This window comes from Limnohabitans sp. TEGF005 (assembly GCF_055394835.1).
Window position 1 is genome coordinate 824,291 of sequence record NZ_AP029226.1, and the last position, 20,484, is coordinate 844,774.

The following is a 20,484-nucleotide window of genomic DNA, read 5'->3' on the forward strand; positions in this document are numbered from 1 at the left end:
TATGAGTCAAACCCTCAACGCAAGCACGCTGTTGGCTGTGCCCCTCGCGCCCCTGGTGGGCTCGGTGTTGGCCGGCGTCCTCGGCACCCAATTTGGTGGCAACTGGATTGGCCGTCGCCTGTCACACACCCTGACCATTCTGGGTGTTTTTGTGGCGCTCGTTCTGTCTGCCATGACGCTCAAAAACGTCATCGACGGTGCCCGCTTCAACGAGACCCTCTACACCTGGATGGTGGTGGGTGGTCTGAAGATGGAAGTCGGCTTTTTGGTCGATGGCATCACTGCAATGATGATGTGCGTGGTGACCTTTGTGTCGCTGATGGTGCACATCTACACCATCGGCTATATGGAAGAAGACGAAGGCTACAACCGCTTCTTTGCCTATATCTCGCTGTTCACCTTCTCGATGTTGATGCTTGTCATGAGCAACAACTTGCTGCAGCTGTTCTTCGGTTGGGAAGCCGTGGGTCTGGTGTCTTATCTGCTGATCGGCTTTTGGTACAACAAACCGACTGCCATTTTCGCCAACATGAAGGCCTTCTTGGTCAACCGTGTGGGTGACTTCGGTTTCATCCTGGGCATTGGCCTGATCGTGGCCTACACCGGCACGCTCAACTACACCGAGTTGTTTGCCAAAGCCAATGAGCTGGCCGCCATCAACTTCCCTTGGTACGTCTTTGGCCTGGATGGCATGCTGATCACCGTGATCTGCATTTGCCTGTTCATCGGTGCCATGGGGAAGTCGGCCCAGTTCCCCTTGCATGTGTGGTTGCCTGACTCGATGGAAGGTCCAACCCCCATCTCCGCGTTGATCCACGCTGCCACCATGGTGACGGCCGGTATCTTCATGGTCGCCCGCATGTCGCCTCTGTTTGAGTTGTCCGATGCAGCCTTGAACTTCATCATGGTGATCGGCTCGATCACGGCGTTGTTCATGGGCTTTTTGGGCATCATCCAAAACGACATCAAGCGTGTGGTGGCTTATTCAACCCTGTCGCAATTGGGTTACATGACCGTGGCGTTGGGTGCATCGGCCTATTCGGTGGCGGTGTTCCACCTGATGACGCACGCCTTCTTCAAGGCGCTGCTGTTCTTGGGTGCTGGCTCCGTCATCATGGGCTTGCACCACAACCAAGATATCCGCTGGATGGGTGGCGTGCGCAAGTACATGCCCATCACCTGGATCACCTCGCTGCTGGGTTCGCTGGCCTTGATCGGCACGCCTTTGTTCTCGGGCTTTTACTCCAAGGACAGCATCATCGAAGCTGTGCACCTGAGCCACTTGCCTGCGGCTGGTTTTGCCAACTTTGCGGTGTTGGTCGGCGTGTTTGTGACCGCCTTCTACTCGTTCCGCATGTATTTCTTGGTCTTCCACGGCAAAGAGCGTTACGACCAGAACCCTGATGCGCACCATGGGCATGACCACCACCACGGCCATGACGACCATGGCCATGAAAAGCCGCATGAGTCGCCGTGGGTTGTGACCGTGCCGCTCGTCTTGCTGGCCATTCCTTCGGTGGTGATCGGCTTCATGACCATTCAGCCCATGCTGTATGGCGAGTTCTTCAAAGATGTGATCTTCATTGACGCGGTCAAGCACCCCGCCATGAAAGAGCTGGCTGAGTCCTTCCACGGCCCAGTGGCCATGGCACTGCATGGCCTGAGCACAGCACCGTTCTGGCTGGCTTTGGCCGGTGTGGTGACCGCTTGGTACATGTACTTGGTTAACCCCAAAGTGCCCGCATTCTTTGCCCGCGCCTTGCGTCCGTTGATCGTGGTCATGGAGAACAAGTACTTCATGGACTGGATCAACGAGAACATCCTGGCCAAAGGCGCCCGTGGTTTGGGTTCGGGTCTGTGGAAGGTGGGCGATCGCGCCATCATCGACGGCTTCTTCGTCAACGGTTCCTGGAAAGTCGTGGGCTTGGTTTCTGGCGTGGTGCGCTGGTTCCAGTCAGGCTACCTGTACCACTATGCCCTGGTCATGATTCTGGGTGTGTTCGTGCTGATGACGTATTTCGTCTGGCTCGCTTAACGATTTTGAGGACAAGATAAAAATGGGATTGTTAAGCCTTGCCATCTGGACGCCGATTGCTTTCGGTGTCATCTTGCTGGCCTTCGGTCGTGACAGCCAAGCCCGCGCAGTGCGCTGGTTGGCTCTCGTCGGTTCGATCGTCAGTTTCCTGATCACTTTGCCTTTGTATTCGGGCTTTCAGCTCGGCACTTCGGCCATGCAGTTCGTTGAAAAGGCGTCGTGGATCGAGCGTTTCAATGTGCACTACCACTTGGGCGTGGACGGTATCTCTTTGTGGCTCGTGCTGTTGACGGCGTTCATCAACGTGATCGTGGTCATTGCGGGCTGGGAAGTCATCACGCGCAAAGTCAACCAGTACATGGCCGCCTTCCTGATCCTGTCGGGTCTGATGATCGGTGTGTTCAGTGCCTTGGACGGCATCTTGTTTTACGTCTTCTTTGAGGCGACCTTGATCCCGATGTATTTGATCATTGGTATTTGGGGTGGCCCGAACAAGATTTACGCGGCGTTCAAGTTCTTCCTGTACACCTTGATGGGCTCCTTGCTCACACTGATTGCCCTCATTTATCTGTACACCGCCTCGAATGGCAGCTTTGACATCCTGACTTGGCACAAGCTGCAGCTGTCGGGCACCGTGCAAACACTGTTGTTCTTTGCGTTCTTTGCGGCCTTTGCCGTGAAAGTGCCCATGTGGCCATTTCACACTTGGCTGCCCGATGTGCACGTCGAAGCGCCCACAGGCGGCTCTGCGGTGTTGGCCGCCATCATGCTCAAGCTCGGTGCTTATGGTTTCTTGCGCTTCTCGATGCCCATCGCACCCGATGCGGCTCGCGAATGGGGCATGTTCATCATCGTGCTGTCTCTGGTCGCCGTGGTCTACGTGGGTCTGGTGGCCATGGTGCAGCAAGACATGAAGAAACTGGTGGCCTACTCATCGGTGGCGCACATGGGTTTTGTGACTTTGGGCTTTTTCATCTTCAACCCCTTGGGCGTGTCCGGTGGCATTGTGCAAATGATCGCGCACGGCTTCGTGTCGGCGGCCATGTTCTTGTCCATCGGTGTGTTGTACGACCGCGTGCACTCGCGTGAAATCGCCAGCTACGGTGGCGTGGTCAATACCATGCCCAAGTTCGCCGCCTTTGCATTGTTCTTTTCGATGGCCAACTGCGGCTTGCCAGGCACAGCCGGTTTCGTGGGCGAGTGGATGGTCATTTTGGGTGCTGTGAAGTTCAACTTCTGGATCGGTGCCCTGGCGGCTTCGGCCCTGATTTTTGGTGCAGCTTATACCCTGTGGATGTTCAAGCGCGTGTACCTCGGCCCTGTTGCCAACGACGACGTCAAAGACCTGACCGATATCAATGGCCGTGAGTTCCTGGTGATGGCCTTGCTGGCCGCCGCAGTGCTCTACATGGGTGTCTACCCCAAACCTTTCACCGACGTGATGGACACTTCGGTGGCCGACTTGCTCAAGCACGTTGCCATGTCCAAGTTGCCTTGAGCAACGGGCATTGAACGTTTAGCCTGATTAGAAGAATTGAGAGAACACAGATGATGGACAACTCCAGCTGGATGACGATTTATCCGGAGATCGTGTTGCTGGTCATGGCCTGCGTGATTGCGCTGGCCGACCTCTTCGTGAAAAGCCCCAAGCGCACCGCCACCTACGCCTTGACCTTGTTGTCATTGGGCGGAGTGGCTTGGCTGCACGCCATGTCGGCCGATGCCGGACAAACGCTCTACGGCTTTGGTCGCCTGGTGGTCAGTGACCCGATGGGCCATTGGCTCAAGTGTTTTGCCACGATTTCCGTCATGGTCACCCTGGTTTATTCACGTCCCTATGCCGCCGATCGCGACATGTTGCGTGGTGGTGAACTGTTCAGCCTGAGCATGTTCGCCTTGCTGGGCATGAGCTTCATGATCTCGGGGCAGAACTTCATCGTGATCTACCTGGGCCTCGAGCTGTTGACTTTGTCCAGTTATGCCCTGGTCGCTTTGCGCCGTGACCACACGCAAGCCACAGAAGCGGCCATGAAATACTTTGTGCTGGGTGCCATGGCCTCGGGCTTTTTGCTCTACGGCATGTCCATGATGTACGGTGCCACAGGCAGCTTGGAACTGTCGTCTGTTTTCAAGGCAGTGGCTTCGGGCCAAGTCAACCACCAGGTGCTGGTGTTCGGTTTGGTCTTCATCGTTGCCGGTTTGGCTTTCAAGATCGGTGCCGTGCCCTTCCACATGTGGATTCCGGACGTGTACCAAGGTGCACCAACGGCGGCGACCCTCATGATTGGCGGTGCCCCCAAGTTGGCGGCTTTTGCAATCATGATCCGTTTGTTGGTCGAAGGCTTGTTGCCACTGGCCTTTGACTGGCAGCAAATGTTGTCATTCTTGGCCATTGGTTCTTTGCTGGTTGGCAACCTGGCCGCCATTGCCCAGACCAACCTCAAACGCATGCTGGCCTATTCGACCATCGCGCAAATGGGTTTTGTGCTGCTGGGTTTTGTGGCCGGTGTCATCAATGGCCAAACCACTCTGGCTGCCAACGCTTACAGCTCGGCCATGTTCTACATGGTTTCGTATGTGCTGACCACCTTGGCCAGTTTTGGCGTGATCATGTTGCTGGCCCGTCAAGGCTTTGAGAGCGAAGAGATCACCGACCTCGCTGGTCTGAACCAGCGCAGCCCGCTGTACGCTGGCGTGATGGCGATCTGCCTGTTTTCCATGGCCGGTATCCCGCCGATGGTGGGCTTCTATGCCAAGTTGTCGGTGTTGCAATCGCTGATCGTCTCGGGTCAGAGTTTCTACATCGGGCTGGCCATCTTCGCCGTGATCATGTCGTTGATCGGTGCGTTCTACTACCTGCGAGTCGTCAAGGTCATGTACTTTGATGAGCCTGTGACGGCCACCACGGTGTCGGCCGACACAGATGTGCGCGTGGTGTTGTCGGTTAACGGCTTGCTGGTTTTGGTGTTGGGCATCATGCCGGGTGCCTTGATGGCACTGTGCGCAGATGCCATTGCCCGCATGTTGGTCATCTGATCGGCGTTGCTTGAGCATGTCAACCTCTGTGCAAATCGGCTTTTTGGTCTTACTGGCGTTGCTGGCGGCCAATTTGCCCTTCATCAACCAGCGGATCTTGGTGCTGGGGCCTCAGCGCAGCACCAAACCCCTGGTATGGCGATTGGCTGAACTGGTGGTGTTGTACTTCGTGGTGGGTGCCATCGGCTTGGCATTCGAAAACCATGGCGGCCAAATTGCACCCCAAGGCTGGGAGTTTTACGCCATCACAGGCACCATGTTTGTGACCTTGGCATTCCCCGGATTTGTTTACCGCTATCTCATGCACCGTCAACATTGAGCGCTGTTGGGTTTGGACGCGCGCATGTCTGACGACCACCTGATCGAGCACCGGGTCAGCCAGCAAGAATTGCTGCGCGGCAACTTCTTGCACGCCTTTCGCGACACCGTTCGATTGCCCAATCAAGGATTGGCCACGCGCGAATATGTGGTTCATCCGGGTGCGGTCATGGTCATTCCGCTGCTCGACACACCCGAGGGCCTGCGCCTTGTGTTGGAGCGCCAATACCGCTACCCCGTCGGGCAGGTGATGATCGAGTTCCCTGCTGGCAAGCTCGATGCGGGCGAAGAACCCGGCTTGTGCGCTCAGCGCGAGCTGATGGAAGAAACCGGTTACACCGCCCGTCAATGGGCGAGGGCGGGCGTGTTGCACCCTGTGATTGCGTACTCGACCGAAGTGATTGAAATCTGGTTTGCCAAAGACCTGACGCTGGGTGAGCGCCAACTGGATTCTGAAGAGTTTCTGGACGTCTTCACCGCCACCCCTGCCGAGTTGATGGCCTGGTGCCGCGACGGGCAAGTCACCGATGCCAAAACCCTCACGGGCGTGCTGTGGCTTCAGAACATGCTCGCGGGCAGCTGGCCGCTGACCTGGCAAACCGTGCCCTGAGGCCTTCTACCCATGAAAGTGCTGGACCTCCAATGTCCGCAGGGCCACAGCTTTGAAGGCTGGTTTGGTTCTCAAGACGACTACGACGCACAACGTGCGCGCGGGCTGGTCACATGCCCGGTGTGCAACGACAGCGACATTGTCAAAATGCCGTCTGCACCGCGACTGAACTTGGGGCACGGCGTGGCCCCGGTGTCGAGCACGGCAGAAACGGCAGCCAAAGACAATGCCAGTCCTGCGCCCACACCTGCGTTGCCCGAGCTGGCAGACCCGCATCGCCAGCGGCCCACCGATCTGCAAGTCTTGCAACAAATGCAAGCGGCCATGTTGAACATGGTGCGCCACGTCATGGCCAACACCGAAGACGTAGGCCCTCAGTTTGCCGAAGAAGCCCGCAAGATCCATTACGGTGAGCGCGAAGAACGCAACATTCGTGGCCAGGCCACCCGCGAAGAAACCGAAGCCTTGCTCGAAGAGGGCATCGACGTCATGCCCTTGCCAGTGCCTGAGAATCTCAAAGGTCCGCTGCAGTAAAGCGGGCGCACCAGCCCTGCGCTCTGAGAGATTCGATCAGATCGACAGAGTGTGACCCCCATGACCGACAAGCACCATCGTCTGCGTCATACTCGCGGCAGCCCATGAACACCCTCCACATCCAAGACGCCGAGGTCGAACTGACGGCCATCCGTGCGCAAGGCCCGGGTGGGCAAAACGTCAACAAAGTCTCGAGCGCCATTCAGCTGCGATTTGATGTGGCCAACGCATCTTTGCCGGATGACGTCAAGCAGCGTTGGCTGCAGTCCGGCGACAGCCGTCTGACGCAAGAGGGGGTCTTCATTCTCAAGGCCCAGCGCCACCGCACCCAAGAGGCCAACCGGATGGATGCGTGGGCGCGCCTTTATGAAACCTTGGACTTGTATGCCAAGCCCCCAAAGCCCCGCAAGGCCACCAAGCCCACCTATGGCTCGGTCAAAAGGCGGCTGGAGGGCAAGTCGATGCAGTCGCGCCTGAAAGCAAGCCGGCGCAACGACACCGGGGATTGAGCTGCCTGGCCAGCCCCCACCCCTGTACACGGCCTACCGTGCTTTGATTGGCACCATGCTGACCAAACTGCGTGCACTTTGCGCGTAGCCCTCGGGCGTCAGGTGCAGCAGGTCGGCTTGCATCCAGCCTTTGGCTAACCAACGCTGTGCGGCGCCCGGGCCGCCCATGGCTTTTTGCCAGTGCCAGTGGGCGCAGCCCTTTGCGCTGGCCTGGCTGTCGTTGATCAGGCGCAGGGTGTTGGACGATCGTTGGGCATCGGGCGGGCCGATCAGGATGCATCGGGCCTGAGGGTAGGCGTTTTTCAGACGGGTGATGCTGGCGTTCAGCTGGGCCTCGTACAGCCCGACCTTGAAGTCCGGGTCCAGCGATTCGTTGGTGCCCGATTGCAAGATGACCACATCGTAGCCCGCGTTCAGTGGGTCTTCCCGGCGCAAGTGGCCACTGTCCGCCACGCGCCAGCCCTTGGCGGTGGCCCCGGGGATACTGAATACATCCAGAATGGCCTGGGTTTTGCCCTCGTACACCGGGGCGATGCCGTCGATGCGAATTTGTCCAGCAATGACCCGCAAGCGCAATGTTGCAAAGGCTTGCTCTGCTTGCACCCGCAGGCGCTGGCTGCTGCTCGGCCCCAGATTGACGATGGCTTCTGCACCGTCATCGACGGTGATGCCCAGCACCAGGCTGCGCTCGGCCTTGTCTTTGGCAAAGTGGATGTCGGCCCATTTCACCCGGGTCTGGGCATCGGGGTAGCGAAAGTCCAGCCACATGAACGCACCAGCGTCTTCGGTGCCCAAGTGGGCCAGTGATTTGGCATAGGCCTGCGGGCCTTCGGTGGGTGTGCGGTAGGCCATGCTCAGGTGCCAGTCGTCACTCAGGCAGGCGCGGCGCAGGGGATGGCGAATCCCCTTCAGTCCGAAGGTCGGGGCAATGAAGCTGGGGTGGGTCTGTGCGTGGGGCAGGCGCAGTGCCTCTAACAGGCTGTCGGCAAAGGTGCCGGACGCTGTGTGGCTGTCGCCCCAAAGGCCGATTTTGGGTCCCAGCGTGTGCTTGTGCACGGGCGGTGTGTACGCCTGACGCCATTCGGGTGGCATTGGGTCGCTGGCGGGGTCAGGGTTTGCCGCCGTCGTTGTTGTTGTGGCATGGCCAGAACGCGGGGGGCTTGTAAAAGCCCGTGACTTGGGGGGCGGGCAGTTGAATTCGGCCGGTTCGCGCTGCCCATTCACCCGCAACAGCATGATGTCGGGCTCGGCGAGGGTGTTGAGCGACAAACAGGCCGTGACGAGGGCGGCGGTGAATCTGTAAAAAACCGGTGTCAAAAGTGCGTCCGTTGAGCAATAGAAGTGGGTGTTTGTACCACTTAGGTGTTGGTTCGGGCGGCCTGGGGGTATCTATTAATTCAGGCTTGAAAATTGCTTTTGCTGAACAGACTGTGGAATATCCGTCAACTTTTTCTGCGTCGGTGCACCTGTCGCACCGACTTCTCATGATGCCATGACCTTGCTTGCTGTAACGACATTCACCCCCACGGCGTCCGAATCATCGGACCGCCTGGCGGGCGCGTCTGCGCGTTCTGTGACACAGGGGGGGGCATTTTCCCAGACCCTGTCCCGGCTCACGCAGCCGGGCGAGGTGGTGACTGTGCGCCCCGGCGATACCCTGAGTGGGCTGATTCAAAAACGCCTGCAGGACACGCGTTCGCCGCTGCAACTCTCGGGTGACCAGTTGTACCGTGTGGCGTTGAAGGTGGCGGCCGACAACGGCATTCCCAATGCCAACTTGATCTACCCTGAGCAACGCATTGATTTGTCGTCGGCATCGACCTTGGCCATGGCCGAGGCCTTGCAGCCTGACACGCGGGCGACGCCCTTGGCTGGCCTGCCGCCCAACGCCACGGCATCGGCCAGCCGCTTGTCTGCCTCCCCTGACGGTCCAGCTGCGGCCGATTCGCGGGCATTTTTGGCCCAGCATGCTGCCCACGCCCGCCAGGCCCAAGCCACCAGTGGCATTCCGGCCACCTTCATGGTGGCGCAAGCCGCCCTCGAAACCGGTTGGGGCAAACACGAAATTCGTTTTGACGACGGCCGCACCTCGCACAACCTGTTTGGCATCCGCGCTGGGACCCACTGGAAGGGGCCTGTGGCCGAAATATGGACCACCGAATTTGTGAATGGCACAGCGCAAAAAGTGCGGGGACAGTTTCGCGCCTATGGCAGCTACGAAGAGTCTTTCAATGACTATGCCCGTTTGATCAGCCAAAGTCCGCGTTACGCCAACGCGATGCGCCATCTGGGTGATCCACAGGCCTATGCGGCGGCCTTGCAACAAGCGGGGTATGCCACGGCGCCCAACTACGCCAGTGTGTTGGGCTCAATGATCGAAAAAACCCAGCGCCTGCAAGGCACTGTGCCCGCCATGGCGGCTGCGACACTGCCCACGACCGCACAAATGCTCAACATGCGCCAGCCAAGTGGGCAAACCACGGCAGGCAGTGTCATGGGCGTCATGAACACAGCGCTGAACACCTTGCCCGGTGGCGCGGGCCTGCCCGTTGTCGGTTCGCGGCAATGGCGCCAGTCGCCCTACGCCGAGCTGGGCATCCCCAAAATCCTGCCCTGACGCGCAGGCCCACAAAGTGCTCAATCGCCAGGCGACGGCTTGGGGTTGGACATGGGCGTGGGCGTGGGCGTGTGGTTGGTAAGGCCTGTTGGATCTGGGCCTGTGCTGCCTGGCTGCGCCGACGGGCTGGTGCTGGGGTCGGTCAGCGCGGTCGAGGACAAGGTCGCACCTGCGGGCAAATTGGTTGCCTTGGGCTCCGGATTGGCGGGCTCCGGCTGGGCCGAAGGCTTGGGCAGTTGTGGGCGTTTGAGTTGCCACAGGGTCGGCCCAGAGACCATGGCTTCGGGCTGGCCCAAAGCCATGCGGATCTGGTTGTAATAGGCATGAATCCCGCTGCCCGACAGGTGGATGCCGTCTTGCACAAAGTAGTTCGGGTTGGCCTGCCCAATGGCATGCCAGTCCACCAACTGCACATTGCCAAAATCTTGGCTCACCCGCGCGATCATGTTGTTGTTGGGGCTGGTCCAGCGTCTTGCGCCGTAAACATTCACCACCACAACAGTCTTGCGGTCGGTCAGTTGCTCCAGCAAAGCCCGAAATTGCTTTTCTGCCAGATAGCCGTTGGTGCCCAGGTGGATGACCGCTGCATCGCCCAGCTGCGCTTCTTCACGCAGGCTTTGCACCACTTTCAGACCATCGCTGCCTTGCCTGCCCACCTTGGCTTCCACCGAAGCAGACGGCAAACGCCGCAACAGGTAAGGGCTGGCACCCAGCAAAACCGAGTCACCCACCAGAGTGACTTTTTGGTAACGCGCACCGTTGACCTTGGGTGGTGTCACTGGCGCGGGGCTGGCGCTTGCGGCTTGGGGGGCCTCTGGCAGTTCCGTGGGCTTGAGGGCTTGAGGGGCCGACACGAAGCCCAAGACCCCGGTGTTGACCAGCACCAAACCCGAAACAGCGAGCACCATGCTGCGTCGCCAGGGCTTGCCCTTGAAGCCATGGGCCCAGCGGGTTTCGACCCAGCGGTAAGAGGCTTCGGCGCACAGCAGGGTGATGGCCAAGCGGGCGGCGTTGACCCAGGTCAGCTCCAGGGCGTCAGCCTGTGAGGAAGGCCGCAGCCAGACCACCACAGGCCAATGCCACAGGTACAGCGAATAAGAGCGTGCCCCCAGCCACAACATGGGGCGTGTGGAGAGCATCCAAGCCACCCAAGTGCCCTCACGGGTGGCTGCGCCAATGACCATGCAGGTCAGCATGACGGCCAACAAGAAACCGCCTTGGTACAGCCCAGGCGTGCCTTCGTGGGTTTCGGCCATGCCCCAGATCAGCGCGGCCAAGGCGGCTGTGCCTGCCAGGTTCAGCAATTCGTCGCTCGCGGGCGAGGCCATGCGGATTTTCCAGGGGTTCCACCAGGCGGCCAGGGCCGATCCCGCCAACAGCCCCATCAAATGGGTGTCGGTGCCCAGATACACGCGACTGGGGTCGCCGCCGTCTATTTGAGTGGCATAGAGCCAGGCCATCCAGGCGGTGCTGGCCAAGGCAATCAGCGCGGCACACATGCCCAGACCTGTGCGGCTGGCCCGGTTCAAAAGCCACAGCGCAGCCAGGGGCCACAGCAGGTAATACTGCTCTTCTACGGCCAGTGACCACAGGTGTTGCAACAGCCGAGGTTGGTCAATCGCCTCGAAATACGACTGCTGCGCCACGATCTGCCACCAGTTGGAGACATACAGAAATGCCGCAGGCAGGTCTTCGCGCAAACGCGGCAGCGCGGCGGGCAGCAACAGCGGCGTGAGCGGCACCAGCAACAACAGCATGAGCAGCGCAGCCGGAAACAGGCGGCGTGCTCGGCGCAGGTAAAAGGCCGCAAAGTCAATCCGGCCGGTCTTTGCGTGCTCTTGCAACATGAGCGCCGTGATGATGAACCCGGACACGGTGAAGAAAATGTCCACGCCCAGAAAACCCGCAGGCAGGAAGTTGCCCAGATTCAGGTGGTAACCGATGACGGCCAACACGGCCACGCCGCGCAAGCCATCGAGACCTGGCAATCGGGCCAATGCACTCATGGCTTGGACAGGCCGAAGTCGGCCATGAAGCGGTCGGCCAGTTCGCGGTAACCGGCCGGGGTGAAGTGGATCAGGTCAGGGGCCATGAGCGGTGGATTTTTTCGCGCCCACTGGTAGGCGCTGCCTGCGCCGCCCATGGCGTCTTGCATGCTCCAGGCCAGACAACCGTTCTGGGCCGCTGCCTCGGCCTGAATTTGGCCGATCAGTGTGTGAATGCGGCTGTACTTGAGCAATTGGGCCACAGGCGCAGCGGCGGTGTTGGGCGGCCTGGGTGGGGCACTGGCTTTCGACTTGGCTTTCTTGTCCTTGGCGCTGGCCTGGCCGCTTGGTTTTTGAGTGGCTTGTTTTTTGCTCCCCTTGGCTGCTTTGGGTTTGGCGACCCTCATGCCCCGATCGCCCGGACCGATCAGCACACATTGCGTTTGCGGAAAGACTTGGCGGAAGTTGAGCAGCGCCTGGTTCAAGGTGTCGCGGTAGGCGGCCTCGCTGAAACGCGGGTCGTTGCCTTCGTTGGTGCCAAAAGCGATCAAGGCCAAGTCGTATGGCTGGTCGGTGAACCACGACGCCAGGTAAGCCAAATCGCTGCGCACCCAGCCCGCCACGGTGGCACCGGGGTAGGCGAACAGGTCCAGGTGAATGGCCGGTGTCAGTGCTGTGGGGGGTGTGGGTGTGGGTGTGGCCGGTTCCGTCAGCTTGAGGCCCTGAAAGCGAAAGGCCCCCTCGACCACGCGAATTTGCAAGGTGGACAGTGGGGCATTGGTGGTCAGCGCCAAGGCGTTGGGTCCGGCTTGTGCGGCCAAGGTGACCTGTGTTTCGGCTTCGCCGTTCAGGCTGATGGCCAGCCGCACAGCGTTCGCAACATCCCCGTGGTGCAGAATTTGCAAGCGGGTGTGACGGGCCTGGCCTTGTGCGTCACGCAGGTCCATGGCCAGTGTGGCGCCGGGGCGTTTGGCCACCAGGCTCGTCATGCCCGGGCCGGGTGCGGCGGCGGCATCGGCGTGGGCATAGGCCATTTCGCGCCCCCAGTCACCAGACAAACAGGTCTTGCGCACCAAGGCTCGAACGCCGCCGTGGCCGACCCCAGCATGGACGAAGCGGCTGCCGACGGTGGCATCGGCGGCCGCTTCTTGTCGCAGCATTTGACGCAGCAAGTGGTCGCTGAAAAACGCAGCCGCCATGTGGCTGTCGCCCCAGATGGCCATGCGCAAATGGCCGGGTAATTGGCCTGGCAAGTGGCCGGACAAGTGGCCAGGCAAGCCCTGCCTCAAAGCGCCGCTGCGGAGCAGCTGTTTGGCGCTTCCAAAGCCCTCAAGGCCCCCAGTGCTTCCTTTGGCTTGTGCCTGAGTTTGTCCCTGCGCCTGCGCTCGAGCCTCTTGCAAGGCTTGTTCGACTTCGTCATCGTCAGGGATTTCGGTGGGCTCTGGGGCTGGGCTTGATGGCCTGGTTTGGGCCGGGCCTTTGCGCGGGCACACCAGCTCTACGGGGCGCGCTCCGGTGTGGTCGATGTGGCGTGATTGCACCGAGACCACAGAGGCCAAGATGGCCGATGGGCTTGTTGGGCTTGATGGTGCCGAATGCGTCTGCTGAGCCCAAGCCCCAACGCACAAACAGCCCCACATCAGCATCCAAAAACGCATCTTCATTTCTGCAAGCACTCCTGGGCCAGAGCCACCACGCGGGTGACCGGGTCTTGTGGCCCATCGGCCTGCACCACCGTGCGCTGCGGCATGCTGCGCAGCCAAGTGATTTGGCGTTTGGCCAATTGCCGCGTCGCAAAAATCCCGCGCTCACGGATCTCACTTTCGGGCCCGTTTGCGTCCAGCCCCTCCCAGGCTTGGCGGTAACCGACGCAGCGCATCGAGGGCAGGTCGGGGTTCAGGTCGCCGCGCTGGCGCAGGCTTCGCACTTCGTCCATGAAACCCGTCGCCATCATCAGGTCAAAGCGTTGGGCAATGCGCCCGTGCAACCAGGCCCGGTCGGCGGGTTCCAGGCTGATGATGGGCATGTGCCAGTCGGGCGCGTTGCTTTTGGCACTTTGGTGAAACGACGTCAAGGTCTGGCCCGTGGCGGTCCAGACTTCCAGCGCACGGCCAATGCGCTGGCTGTCGCCAGGGGCCAGGCGTGCGGCGGTGGTCGGGTCCACTTGGGCCAGCTGAGCGTGCAAAGCGGGCCAACCGAGGCGCTCGGCCTGCTGCTGGATTTGGCTGCGCACCTCGGGGTTGGCTGCGGGAATATCGTTCAGGCCTTCGAGCAAAGCCTTGAGGTAAAGCAGGGTGCCCCCCACCAACAAGGGCGTTTTGCCGCGTGCGCGGATGTCGTGGATCAACCGGGTGGCGTCTTTGGCAAATTCGGCCGCGCTGTAGCTGTGCAGAGGGTCCAGGGTGTCGATCAGGTGGTGCGGCACGGCGGCCAGCTCTTGGCGGCTGGGCTTGGCCGTGCCAATGTCCATGCCCCGGTAAACCAAGGCCGAGTCGATGCTGATGATTTCTGCACCCCCATGACCTTGCAGGCTTTCGGCCAGTGCCAATGCCGCAGCGGTTTTCCCGCTGGCCGTGGGGCCGACGAAGGCGATGGCGTCGACAGGGCGTTGGCTCATGTTGGTTTGACCGATGTGACCACTGGGCGGCCATGGCGCTGCACGCCGGTCCACGCCACGAAGGTGATGAAGATGGCGCACAGCAACAGGCCGTGGGCCAAGGCAAACACCGGGCGGTCCATGTGTGTGCCCAGCCAACCGCCTATGAAAAAGGCACCCAGCATCATCAAAAAGCCGTTCAAGGCCGATGCTGTGCCGGCCCGGTTCGGAAAGGGCGCGACCGCACCGCTTTGTCCGCAGGGTTGGTGCACGCCGTGGCCCAGCATGAAGATGTACATCGGTCCCATAACCGCCCAAGCGCCGTACCAGTCTTGTCCTTGGCCTGCATAAGCCAGTGCGGTCATGCTGACGCCGCCAGTGATGGTCAACACCGCGGCGATGCCTACGGTGCGGTGCACGCTGGTGCGCCGCAGCATCCAGCGGCACCAGAAGGTGCCCACGATGTACGACAGCGACATGCTGAGCATGAGAAAGCCATAGGCCGTTTTGCTGTAGCCCATGAAGGTGACAAAGACAAACGAGGAGCTGGCCAAAAAGGTGAACAGGCCCAGGTAAGAACCCGCCGACAAAGCACACCAGGTGAGGAACACCGGGTTGCGCAGGATGTCGAGGTTGGCTTGGATGAGGGGGCGTGCGCTCAGGGCATGTGGGTCGGGGCGGGCCAGGGTTTCTTCAAAGCGCCAATACACCAGGGCGAGGGTGGCAGCGCCAAACACCGCGAGCATGAGCAGGGCGATGCGCCAGCCCAGCCAGTCGGTCAGCATGCCACCCAGTGGCGCACAGGCGCAGGCAATGATGCCCAGCCCAGTGAGGCCTTGCGACATGACGGTGGCGCCTTGCGCGGGCTGAAACAAATCGCGCACCACGGCGCGTGCGGCCATGACGCCCGCGCCCATCGCGATGCCTTGCAGCGTGCGCCCCGCGATCAGCCAAGCCATGCTGGGTGCCAAGGCGCAGGCCACAGAGGACGCGGTGTAGGCCGCCATGCCCCACAGCAAGATGGGGCGGCGACCAAAGCGGTCGGACAGTGGCCCCCAGACGAGTTGCGACAGCCCAAAGGCCAGCAGCAGCGCGGTGAGCGTGAGTTGGGCTTGTCCCATTCCCGCGCCAAAGCCTTGGGTGATGGCGGGCAGGGCGGGCAAGTACAGGTCGGTGGTGACGGGTTGCAGGCCGAGCAGCAGGGCGAGGATGAGGACGATGAGCTTTTGTGGCATGCCAGTGTGGGTTCTTTGGCTTACGCAGCGTTGGCGCAGGTTTCTGCGTGGACCGCGATGGTTGAGGTCGGTACGCGGCTGCCCTCATACTCGCTTCGCTCGCCAAACCGGGTGGTCCGAAAACCAGCTTCACTGCTTGTTTGAGGTTGGCTGTCTTTGTGGACTGCGATGGTTGAGGTCGGTACGCGGCTGCCCTCATACTCGCTTCGCTCGCCAAACCGGGTGGTCCGAAAACCAGCTTCACTGCTTGTTTGAGGTTGGCTGTCTTTGTGGACTGCGATGGTTGAGGTCGGTACGCGGCTGCCCTCATACTCGCTTCGCTCGCCAAACCGGGTGGTCCGAAAACCAGCTTCACTGCTTGTTTGAGGTTGGCTGTCTTTGTGGACTGCGATGGTTGAGGTCGGTACGCGGCTGCCCTCATACTCGCTTCGCTCGCCAAACCGGGTGGTCCGAAAACCAGCTTCACTGCTTGTTTGAGGTTGGCTGTCTTTGTGGACTGCGATGGTTGAGGTCGGTACGCGGCTGCCCTCATACTCGCTTCGCTCGCCAAACCGGGTGGTCCGAAAACCAGCTTCACTGCTTGTTTGAGGTTGGCTGTCTTTGTGGACTGCGATGGTTGAGGTCGGTACGCGGCTGCCCTCATACTCGCTTCGCTCGCCAAACCGGGTGGTCCGAAAACCAGCTTCACTGCTTGTTTGAGGTTGGCTGTCTTTGTGGACTGCGATGGTTGAGGTCGGTACGCGGCTGCCCTCATACTCGCTTCGCTCGCCAAACCGGGTGGTCCGAAAACCAGCTTCACTGCTTGTTTGAGGTTGGCTGTCTTTGTGGACTGCGATGGTTGAGGTCGGTACGCGGCTGCCCTCATACTCGCTTCGCTCGCCAAACCGGGTGGTCCGAAAACCAGCTTCACTGCTTGTTTGAGGTTGGCTGTCTTTGTGGACTGCGATGGTTGAGGTCGGTACGCGGCTGCCCTCATACTCGCTTCGCTCGCCAAATCGGGCAGTCCGCGTACCGACCCCAACCATCGCTGTGTGGTTGTTCAAACCAGCCCCTGTTTTGGGGGGCGCAGCCGCAGGGTCGGCTGCGCCCGCCGCGCGGTGCTCGCGATTTGGCGAGCGAAGCGAGTATGAGCGAGACCGCGTGGCGGGTGCAGCCGACCCGGATTCAAAGTGCGATGGTGGTTGCCTCATCACCTGCCCCGCAAAAACAAAGCGTCCAAATCCCGCATCGTCATCTGACGCCAAGTCGGGCGGCCATGGTTGCATTGGTCGGATCGTTCGGTCTCTTCCATCTGGCGCAGCAGACCGTTCATCTCATCGAGCGTCAGTCGGCGGTTGGCGCGGACTGCGCCGTGGCAGGCCATGGTGGCCAGAATGTCGTTTTGGGCGCGTTGCACCACGGTGCTGGCATCGTGTTGGGCCAGTTCGGCCAGCACGCTGCGGGCCAGCTCCACCGCATCACCGTGGGCCAAGGTGGTGGGCACAGCACGCACGGCCAAGGTCTTGGCCGACAGGGGCGAGATCTCCAGACCCAGCTGTTCCAGCGCTTCGGCGCAGGCTTCGGCGGTGGCCACTTCGGTGGGGTTGGCGGCAAAGGTGGCTGGGATCAGCAAAGGCTGGCTGGCGATCCGCGGGCCTTCGCCGTGGGCGGTGTTCAGCTGGTTTTTCAGGCGCTCGTACACGATGCGCTCGTGCGCAGCGTGCATGTCCACCACCACCAGGCCCTGCTTGTTTTCAGCCAAGATGTAAACGCCATGCAACTGCGCCACCGCGCGACCCAAAGGCCAGTCGCCCTCGGGCAAAGGGGCGGCCGGGGTGCTTTGTGCCCAGTCGGCATTTGCCCCTGCCAGCGCCTGGCTGTCGGGTTTCGGCGAGATGGCCCACATGCCCGAGGCTTCAGCCGCCTGCGGTGGCATTGGGCCCTGCGGGGTGCCATCACTTGACCACCCAGCGCTGACTTCGCTGCGGGCTTCGTTTGTGGGCTGCCACAGCGCCTTGAGGTCGGCCATCGCCTGTTCGCCGTCCACACGGGGGCGCAAAAAATCAGCTGGTTTGTAGCAGGGGGCGTTGAAGCTGGCCAGCCCCGGGCGTTCAAAAGCCATGCCGCCTTGTTGCCAGGCGGCCGATTCGGGCAGGGCCTTGGGTGAAGGGCCATTTTGCAATTTGAACGCCTGCGCTGACTCGGACAAAGCCCCGGGGGATGCCGCAAACGGGCTGTCGCCAGCGGCCTCGCTCAGCTTGTGTGCGCGTGGCGCAGCCAGCGCGTTTTCCAGCGCATGGCGAACCGCTTGGTGCACGGCGCGGCTGTCGCGAAAGCGCACTTCGATCTTGGTGGGGTGCACGTTCACATCGACCAGCGTGGGGTCGATTTGCATGAACAGCGCATAGGCCGGTTGTTTGTGCCCGTGCAGCACGTCTTCGTAGGCGCTGCGTGCGCCGTGCATGACCACTTTGTCGCGCACAAATCGGCCATTGACATAGGCAAATTGGTGGTCGGGGCGCGAACGAGCGGCATCGGGCAGGCCCGCGCGGCCGATCACCTTCAGTGGCCCGGCGCTGTAGGCCACCGCAATGGACTGCGCCACAAATTCCTCGCCCAACACATCGGCCAGGCGCTGCTCCAGCCCCGCTTCTCCGGGGTGCACGCGCCACTGCTCGACCAGTTTGCCTTCGTGCCAGATGGCAAAGCCCACATCGGGGCGGGCCAGCGCGTGGCGGCGCACGGCTTCGATGCAGTGCGCCAGTTCGGTGCTGTCGCTTTTCAAAAACTTGCGGCGGGCGGGGGTGGAAAAAAACAGTTCTTTTACTTCCACTGTGGTGCCCACAGCGCGGGCCGCTGGGCGGATCTCACCGGTGCGGCCATCGAGTGCAAAGGCGGTGGCTTGGCCGTCCATGCGCGAGAGCAAGGTCAGTTCAGACACCGAGTTGATGGCCGCCAGTGCTTCGCCCCTGAAGCCCATGGTCATGACCGATTCGAGCTCGCCCAGGTTGCCGATCTTGCTGGTGGCGTGGCGCTTGAGGGCCGTGGCCAGCTCGTCCGGGGCGATGCCGCCGCCATCGTCTTCCACCGAAATCAGCCGGGTGCCACCACCCATCAGGCGCAGCGTGATGCTGCGCGCTCCGGCATCCATGGCGTTGTCCACCAGTTCTCGCACGACCGAGGCAGGGCGTTCGACCACCTCGCCTGCGGCGATCTGGCTGATCAGTTCATCGGGGAGTTCGCGAATGGGGCGGCGCGCGGTCGCCGGGGTCTGTTGGGAGGTCACCGCCTGATTTTAGGGCTTGGCCGGGGATAATCGGCCCATGGACCTTCTTTTGCAACTCCTTGATTTCATCCTTCACGTTGACCGTTACCTGGAGGCCTTTGTGGGCCAATACGGGGCCTGGGTATACGCCTTGCTGTTTGTGATCATCTTTGTCGAAACCGGCTTGGTGGTCATGCCCTTTTTGCCGGGCGACTCTCTGCTTTTCATTGTGGGTGCCATGTGCGGGGCCGACCTGATGAGCCTGCCACTGGCCATGGGCTTGTTGCTGGTGGCGGCGATTTTGGGGGACCAGACCAATTACACGATTGGGCGCTACTTTGGTCCCAAAGTGTTCAAGTGGGAAGACTCCCGGTTTTTCAACCGCCAAGCCTTTTTGCAGGCCAATGCCTTTTACGAAAAGTACGGCGGCATCACCATCATCTTGGCCCGCTTCATGCCGTTTATTCGCACTTTTGTGCCCTTTGTGGCGGGCGTGGCCGAAATGACACGCAGCAAATTCACCCTCTACAACGTGGTGGGCGGTGCCATTTGGGTGGTGGGGCTGACGCTGGTCGGCTACCTGTTCGGCAACTTGCCTTTTGTGCAAACACACCTGTCCAAGATCATTTGGGCGCTGATTTTGGTGCCGGGACTGATCGCGATTGTGGGCGCTTGGCGAGTCCGCAAGGCCGCGTGAAACCACCTCAAAAAGAAGGTCGCTGACCTGCCGGGACCTGTCAGGTGACAAACCCCGACGGCTTGCACAGGCTTAAAACGCCTGAACTTCAGCCCAAGTGGGCGGCTGGCAGCCTTGGCGGGTGCAGTTGATGGCGGCGGCTTTCATGGCGTTTTCCAGCGTTTGGGCCACGCGAGCGGCATCGTCATGGGGCTGCAAGGCCCAGTCGGCCAAGGTGTTGCCCCAAAAGGTGTCGCCTGCGCCCACGGTGTCGGCCACGGTGATGCGCGGCACGGGCAGGCTGTGCGATTGGCCTTCGATGTCCAGATAAGCGCCTTCGCCGCCAAAGGTCAGGGCCACGCGGCTCAAGGTGTTGGGTGCCGCACCCGAACGCGATTGGCGCAGTTCGCGCACCAAACGCGGTGATTCAGCGATGGCGACATTTGCAAAACCCATGGTTTCCAGGTCTTCGTCGCTGGCCTTGAGCCAGTCGGTCAGGGCAATCACTTCGCGCAGCGCTTGCACATACTCGGTCAGCTCATGCGCCACTTTGGGCCGCAGGTTGATGTCCACGCTGATGGTCCATCCCAGCGCGCGTGCCGCCTTCAAAATAGCCACCACTTTGTGGTGTTCGGGCGGGATCAACAGCAAAGAGCCCGTGTGCAAAATCCCCGGCGTTTCTTGCTGGCGCAACAAGGCCACGATGCCGTCCACGGTGTAGTCGCGGTCGGCAATGCCTTCGCGGTAAAAGCCGTAACTGGGCTGGCCGTGGGTGACTTGCACCACGGCCAAAGAGGTCGGCAGGCGGCTGGTGCCACCTTGTAGCTGTACGCCGTCTTTTTGCAGCAGCTGTGCCAGGCCTTGGCCGAACAAGTCGGTGGACAAGGGGTTGAGGTAAGTCGCGCTGGCACCGCGCAGGGCAGCGGCGCGGGCCATGTTGAAGGGGCTGCCGCCCATGAGGGGACGCAACTGGCCATCGGGCTGTGCGATGCAGTCCATCAGGGCTTCGCCCAACACAAAAATCGGAGTGGTCATGGGCATCAGTGGGGCAACATGGTGTGGCCTGAGCGGTCAGGCCACAGGGTTTAA

General features: G+C 61.0%; 17 protein-coding genes. 9 read left to right on the forward strand and 8 right to left on the reverse strand.

The window, feature by feature from the left end; translation table 11 throughout:
* The first annotated feature begins 1 nt into the window (after position 1).
* From nuoL to arfB, 7 genes are all read left to right on the forward strand, one after another.
* Positions 2–2,035, forward strand: a complete 2,034-nt coding sequence (nuoL, locus tag ACZ5RG_RS03915; protein ID WP_464447830.1) for an NADH-quinone oxidoreductase subunit L — start codon at positions 2–4, stop codon at positions 2,033–2,035.
* Between the two features lie 22 nt (positions 2,036–2,057).
* On the forward strand, positions 2,058–3,533 hold the full coding sequence (locus tag ACZ5RG_RS03920) for an NADH-quinone oxidoreductase subunit M (RefSeq protein WP_019428582.1): 1,476 nt from the start codon (positions 2,058–2,060) through the stop codon (positions 3,531–3,533).
* Between the two features lie 50 nt (positions 3,534–3,583).
* The gene (gene nuoN, locus ACZ5RG_RS03925) at positions 3,584–5,071 is read left to right on the forward strand and encodes an NADH-quinone oxidoreductase subunit NuoN (RefSeq protein ID WP_298602421.1); all 1,488 of its coding nucleotides are present in this window, start codon (positions 3,584–3,586) and stop codon (positions 5,069–5,071) included.
* Between the two features lie 16 nt (positions 5,072–5,087).
* Positions 5,088–5,390, forward strand: a complete 303-nt coding sequence (locus ACZ5RG_RS03930; RefSeq protein WP_298602418.1) for a DUF2818 family protein — start codon at positions 5,088–5,090, stop codon at positions 5,388–5,390.
* Positions 5,391–5,414: 24 nt separating this feature from the next.
* Positions 5,415–5,999, forward strand: a complete 585-nt coding sequence (locus ACZ5RG_RS03935) for an NUDIX domain-containing protein (protein ID WP_298602415.1) — start codon at positions 5,415–5,417, stop codon at positions 5,997–5,999.
* Between the two features lie 12 nt (positions 6,000–6,011).
* Entirely contained in the window at positions 6,012–6,533 is a 522-nt protein-coding gene (locus ACZ5RG_RS03940) for a DUF1178 family protein (protein ID WP_464447831.1), read from the forward strand.
* Positions 6,534–6,637: 104 nt separating this feature from the next.
* Entirely contained in the window at positions 6,638–7,042 is a 405-nt protein-coding gene (gene arfB / locus ACZ5RG_RS03945; RefSeq protein WP_298602409.1) for an alternative ribosome rescue aminoacyl-tRNA hydrolase ArfB, read from the forward strand.
* A gap of 33 nt (positions 7,043–7,075) precedes the next feature.
* Here the strand turns inward: arfB and ACZ5RG_RS03950 are convergent, their stop codons facing one another.
* Positions 7,076–8,359 (reverse strand): SGNH/GDSL hydrolase family protein, encoded by a 1,284-nt coding sequence (locus ACZ5RG_RS03950; protein WP_464447832.1) that lies wholly within the window; start codon positions 8,357–8,359, stop codon positions 7,076–7,078.
* Positions 8,360–8,534: 175 nt separating this feature from the next.
* On the opposite strand from ACZ5RG_RS03950, the gene flgJ reads away from it, so the two are divergent.
* The gene (gene flgJ, locus ACZ5RG_RS03955) at positions 8,535–9,659 is read left to right on the forward strand and encodes a flagellar assembly peptidoglycan hydrolase FlgJ (protein WP_464447833.1); all 1,125 of its coding nucleotides are present in this window, start codon (positions 8,535–8,537) and stop codon (positions 9,657–9,659) included.
* Positions 9,660–9,679: 20 nt separating this feature from the next.
* Here flgJ and ACZ5RG_RS03960 read toward each other — a convergent pair whose 3' ends face one another.
* The 6 genes from ACZ5RG_RS03960 to mutL form a co-directional block, all read right to left on the reverse strand.
* Positions 9,680–11,665 (reverse strand): acyltransferase family protein, encoded by a 1,986-nt coding sequence (locus tag ACZ5RG_RS03960; RefSeq protein WP_464447834.1) that lies wholly within the window; start codon positions 11,663–11,665, stop codon positions 9,680–9,682.
* A complete protein-coding gene (locus ACZ5RG_RS03965) occupies positions 11,662–13,308 on the reverse strand; it encodes an SGNH/GDSL hydrolase family protein (protein WP_464447835.1) in 1,647 nt (548 codons plus the stop codon). Before ACZ5RG_RS03965 ends, ACZ5RG_RS03960 begins: the two co-directional genes overlap by 4 nt.
* Positions 13,305–14,261 (reverse strand): tRNA (adenosine(37)-N6)-dimethylallyltransferase MiaA, encoded by a 957-nt coding sequence (gene miaA / locus ACZ5RG_RS03970; RefSeq protein WP_464447836.1) that lies wholly within the window; start codon positions 14,259–14,261, stop codon positions 13,305–13,307. Before miaA ends, ACZ5RG_RS03965 begins: the two co-directional genes overlap by 4 nt.
* Positions 14,258–15,475, reverse strand: a complete 1,218-nt coding sequence (locus ACZ5RG_RS03975; protein WP_298599632.1) for a multidrug effflux MFS transporter — start codon at positions 15,473–15,475, stop codon at positions 14,258–14,260. Before ACZ5RG_RS03975 ends, miaA begins: the two co-directional genes overlap by 4 nt.
* 20 nt (positions 15,476–15,495) lie before the next feature.
* A complete protein-coding gene (locus ACZ5RG_RS03980) occupies positions 15,496–16,518 on the reverse strand; it encodes a hypothetical protein (protein WP_464447837.1) in 1,023 nt (340 codons plus the stop codon).
* Between the two features lie 146 nt (positions 16,519–16,664).
* Complete coding sequence (gene mutL, locus ACZ5RG_RS03985) at positions 16,665–18,740, reverse strand: DNA mismatch repair endonuclease MutL (RefSeq protein ID WP_464447838.1); 2,076 nt, start codon at positions 18,738–18,740, stop codon at positions 16,665–16,667.
* A 37-nt stretch (positions 18,741–18,777) separates the two neighbouring features.
* Here mutL and ACZ5RG_RS03990 point away from each other — a divergent pair, with 37 nt between their 5' ends.
* Positions 18,778–19,416 carry a DedA family protein gene (locus ACZ5RG_RS03990; protein ID WP_298599441.1) on the forward strand — a complete coding sequence of 213 codons (639 nt, stop codon included), beginning with the start codon at positions 18,778–18,780 and terminating at the stop codon, positions 19,414–19,416.
* Between the two features lie 72 nt (positions 19,417–19,488).
* Here ACZ5RG_RS03990 and ACZ5RG_RS03995 read toward each other — a convergent pair whose 3' ends face one another.
* The gene (locus ACZ5RG_RS03995) at positions 19,489–20,430 is read right to left on the reverse strand and encodes a PfkB family carbohydrate kinase (protein ID WP_464447839.1); all 942 of its coding nucleotides are present in this window, start codon (positions 20,428–20,430) and stop codon (positions 19,489–19,491) included.
* Positions 20,431–20,484 lie beyond the last annotated feature (54 nt).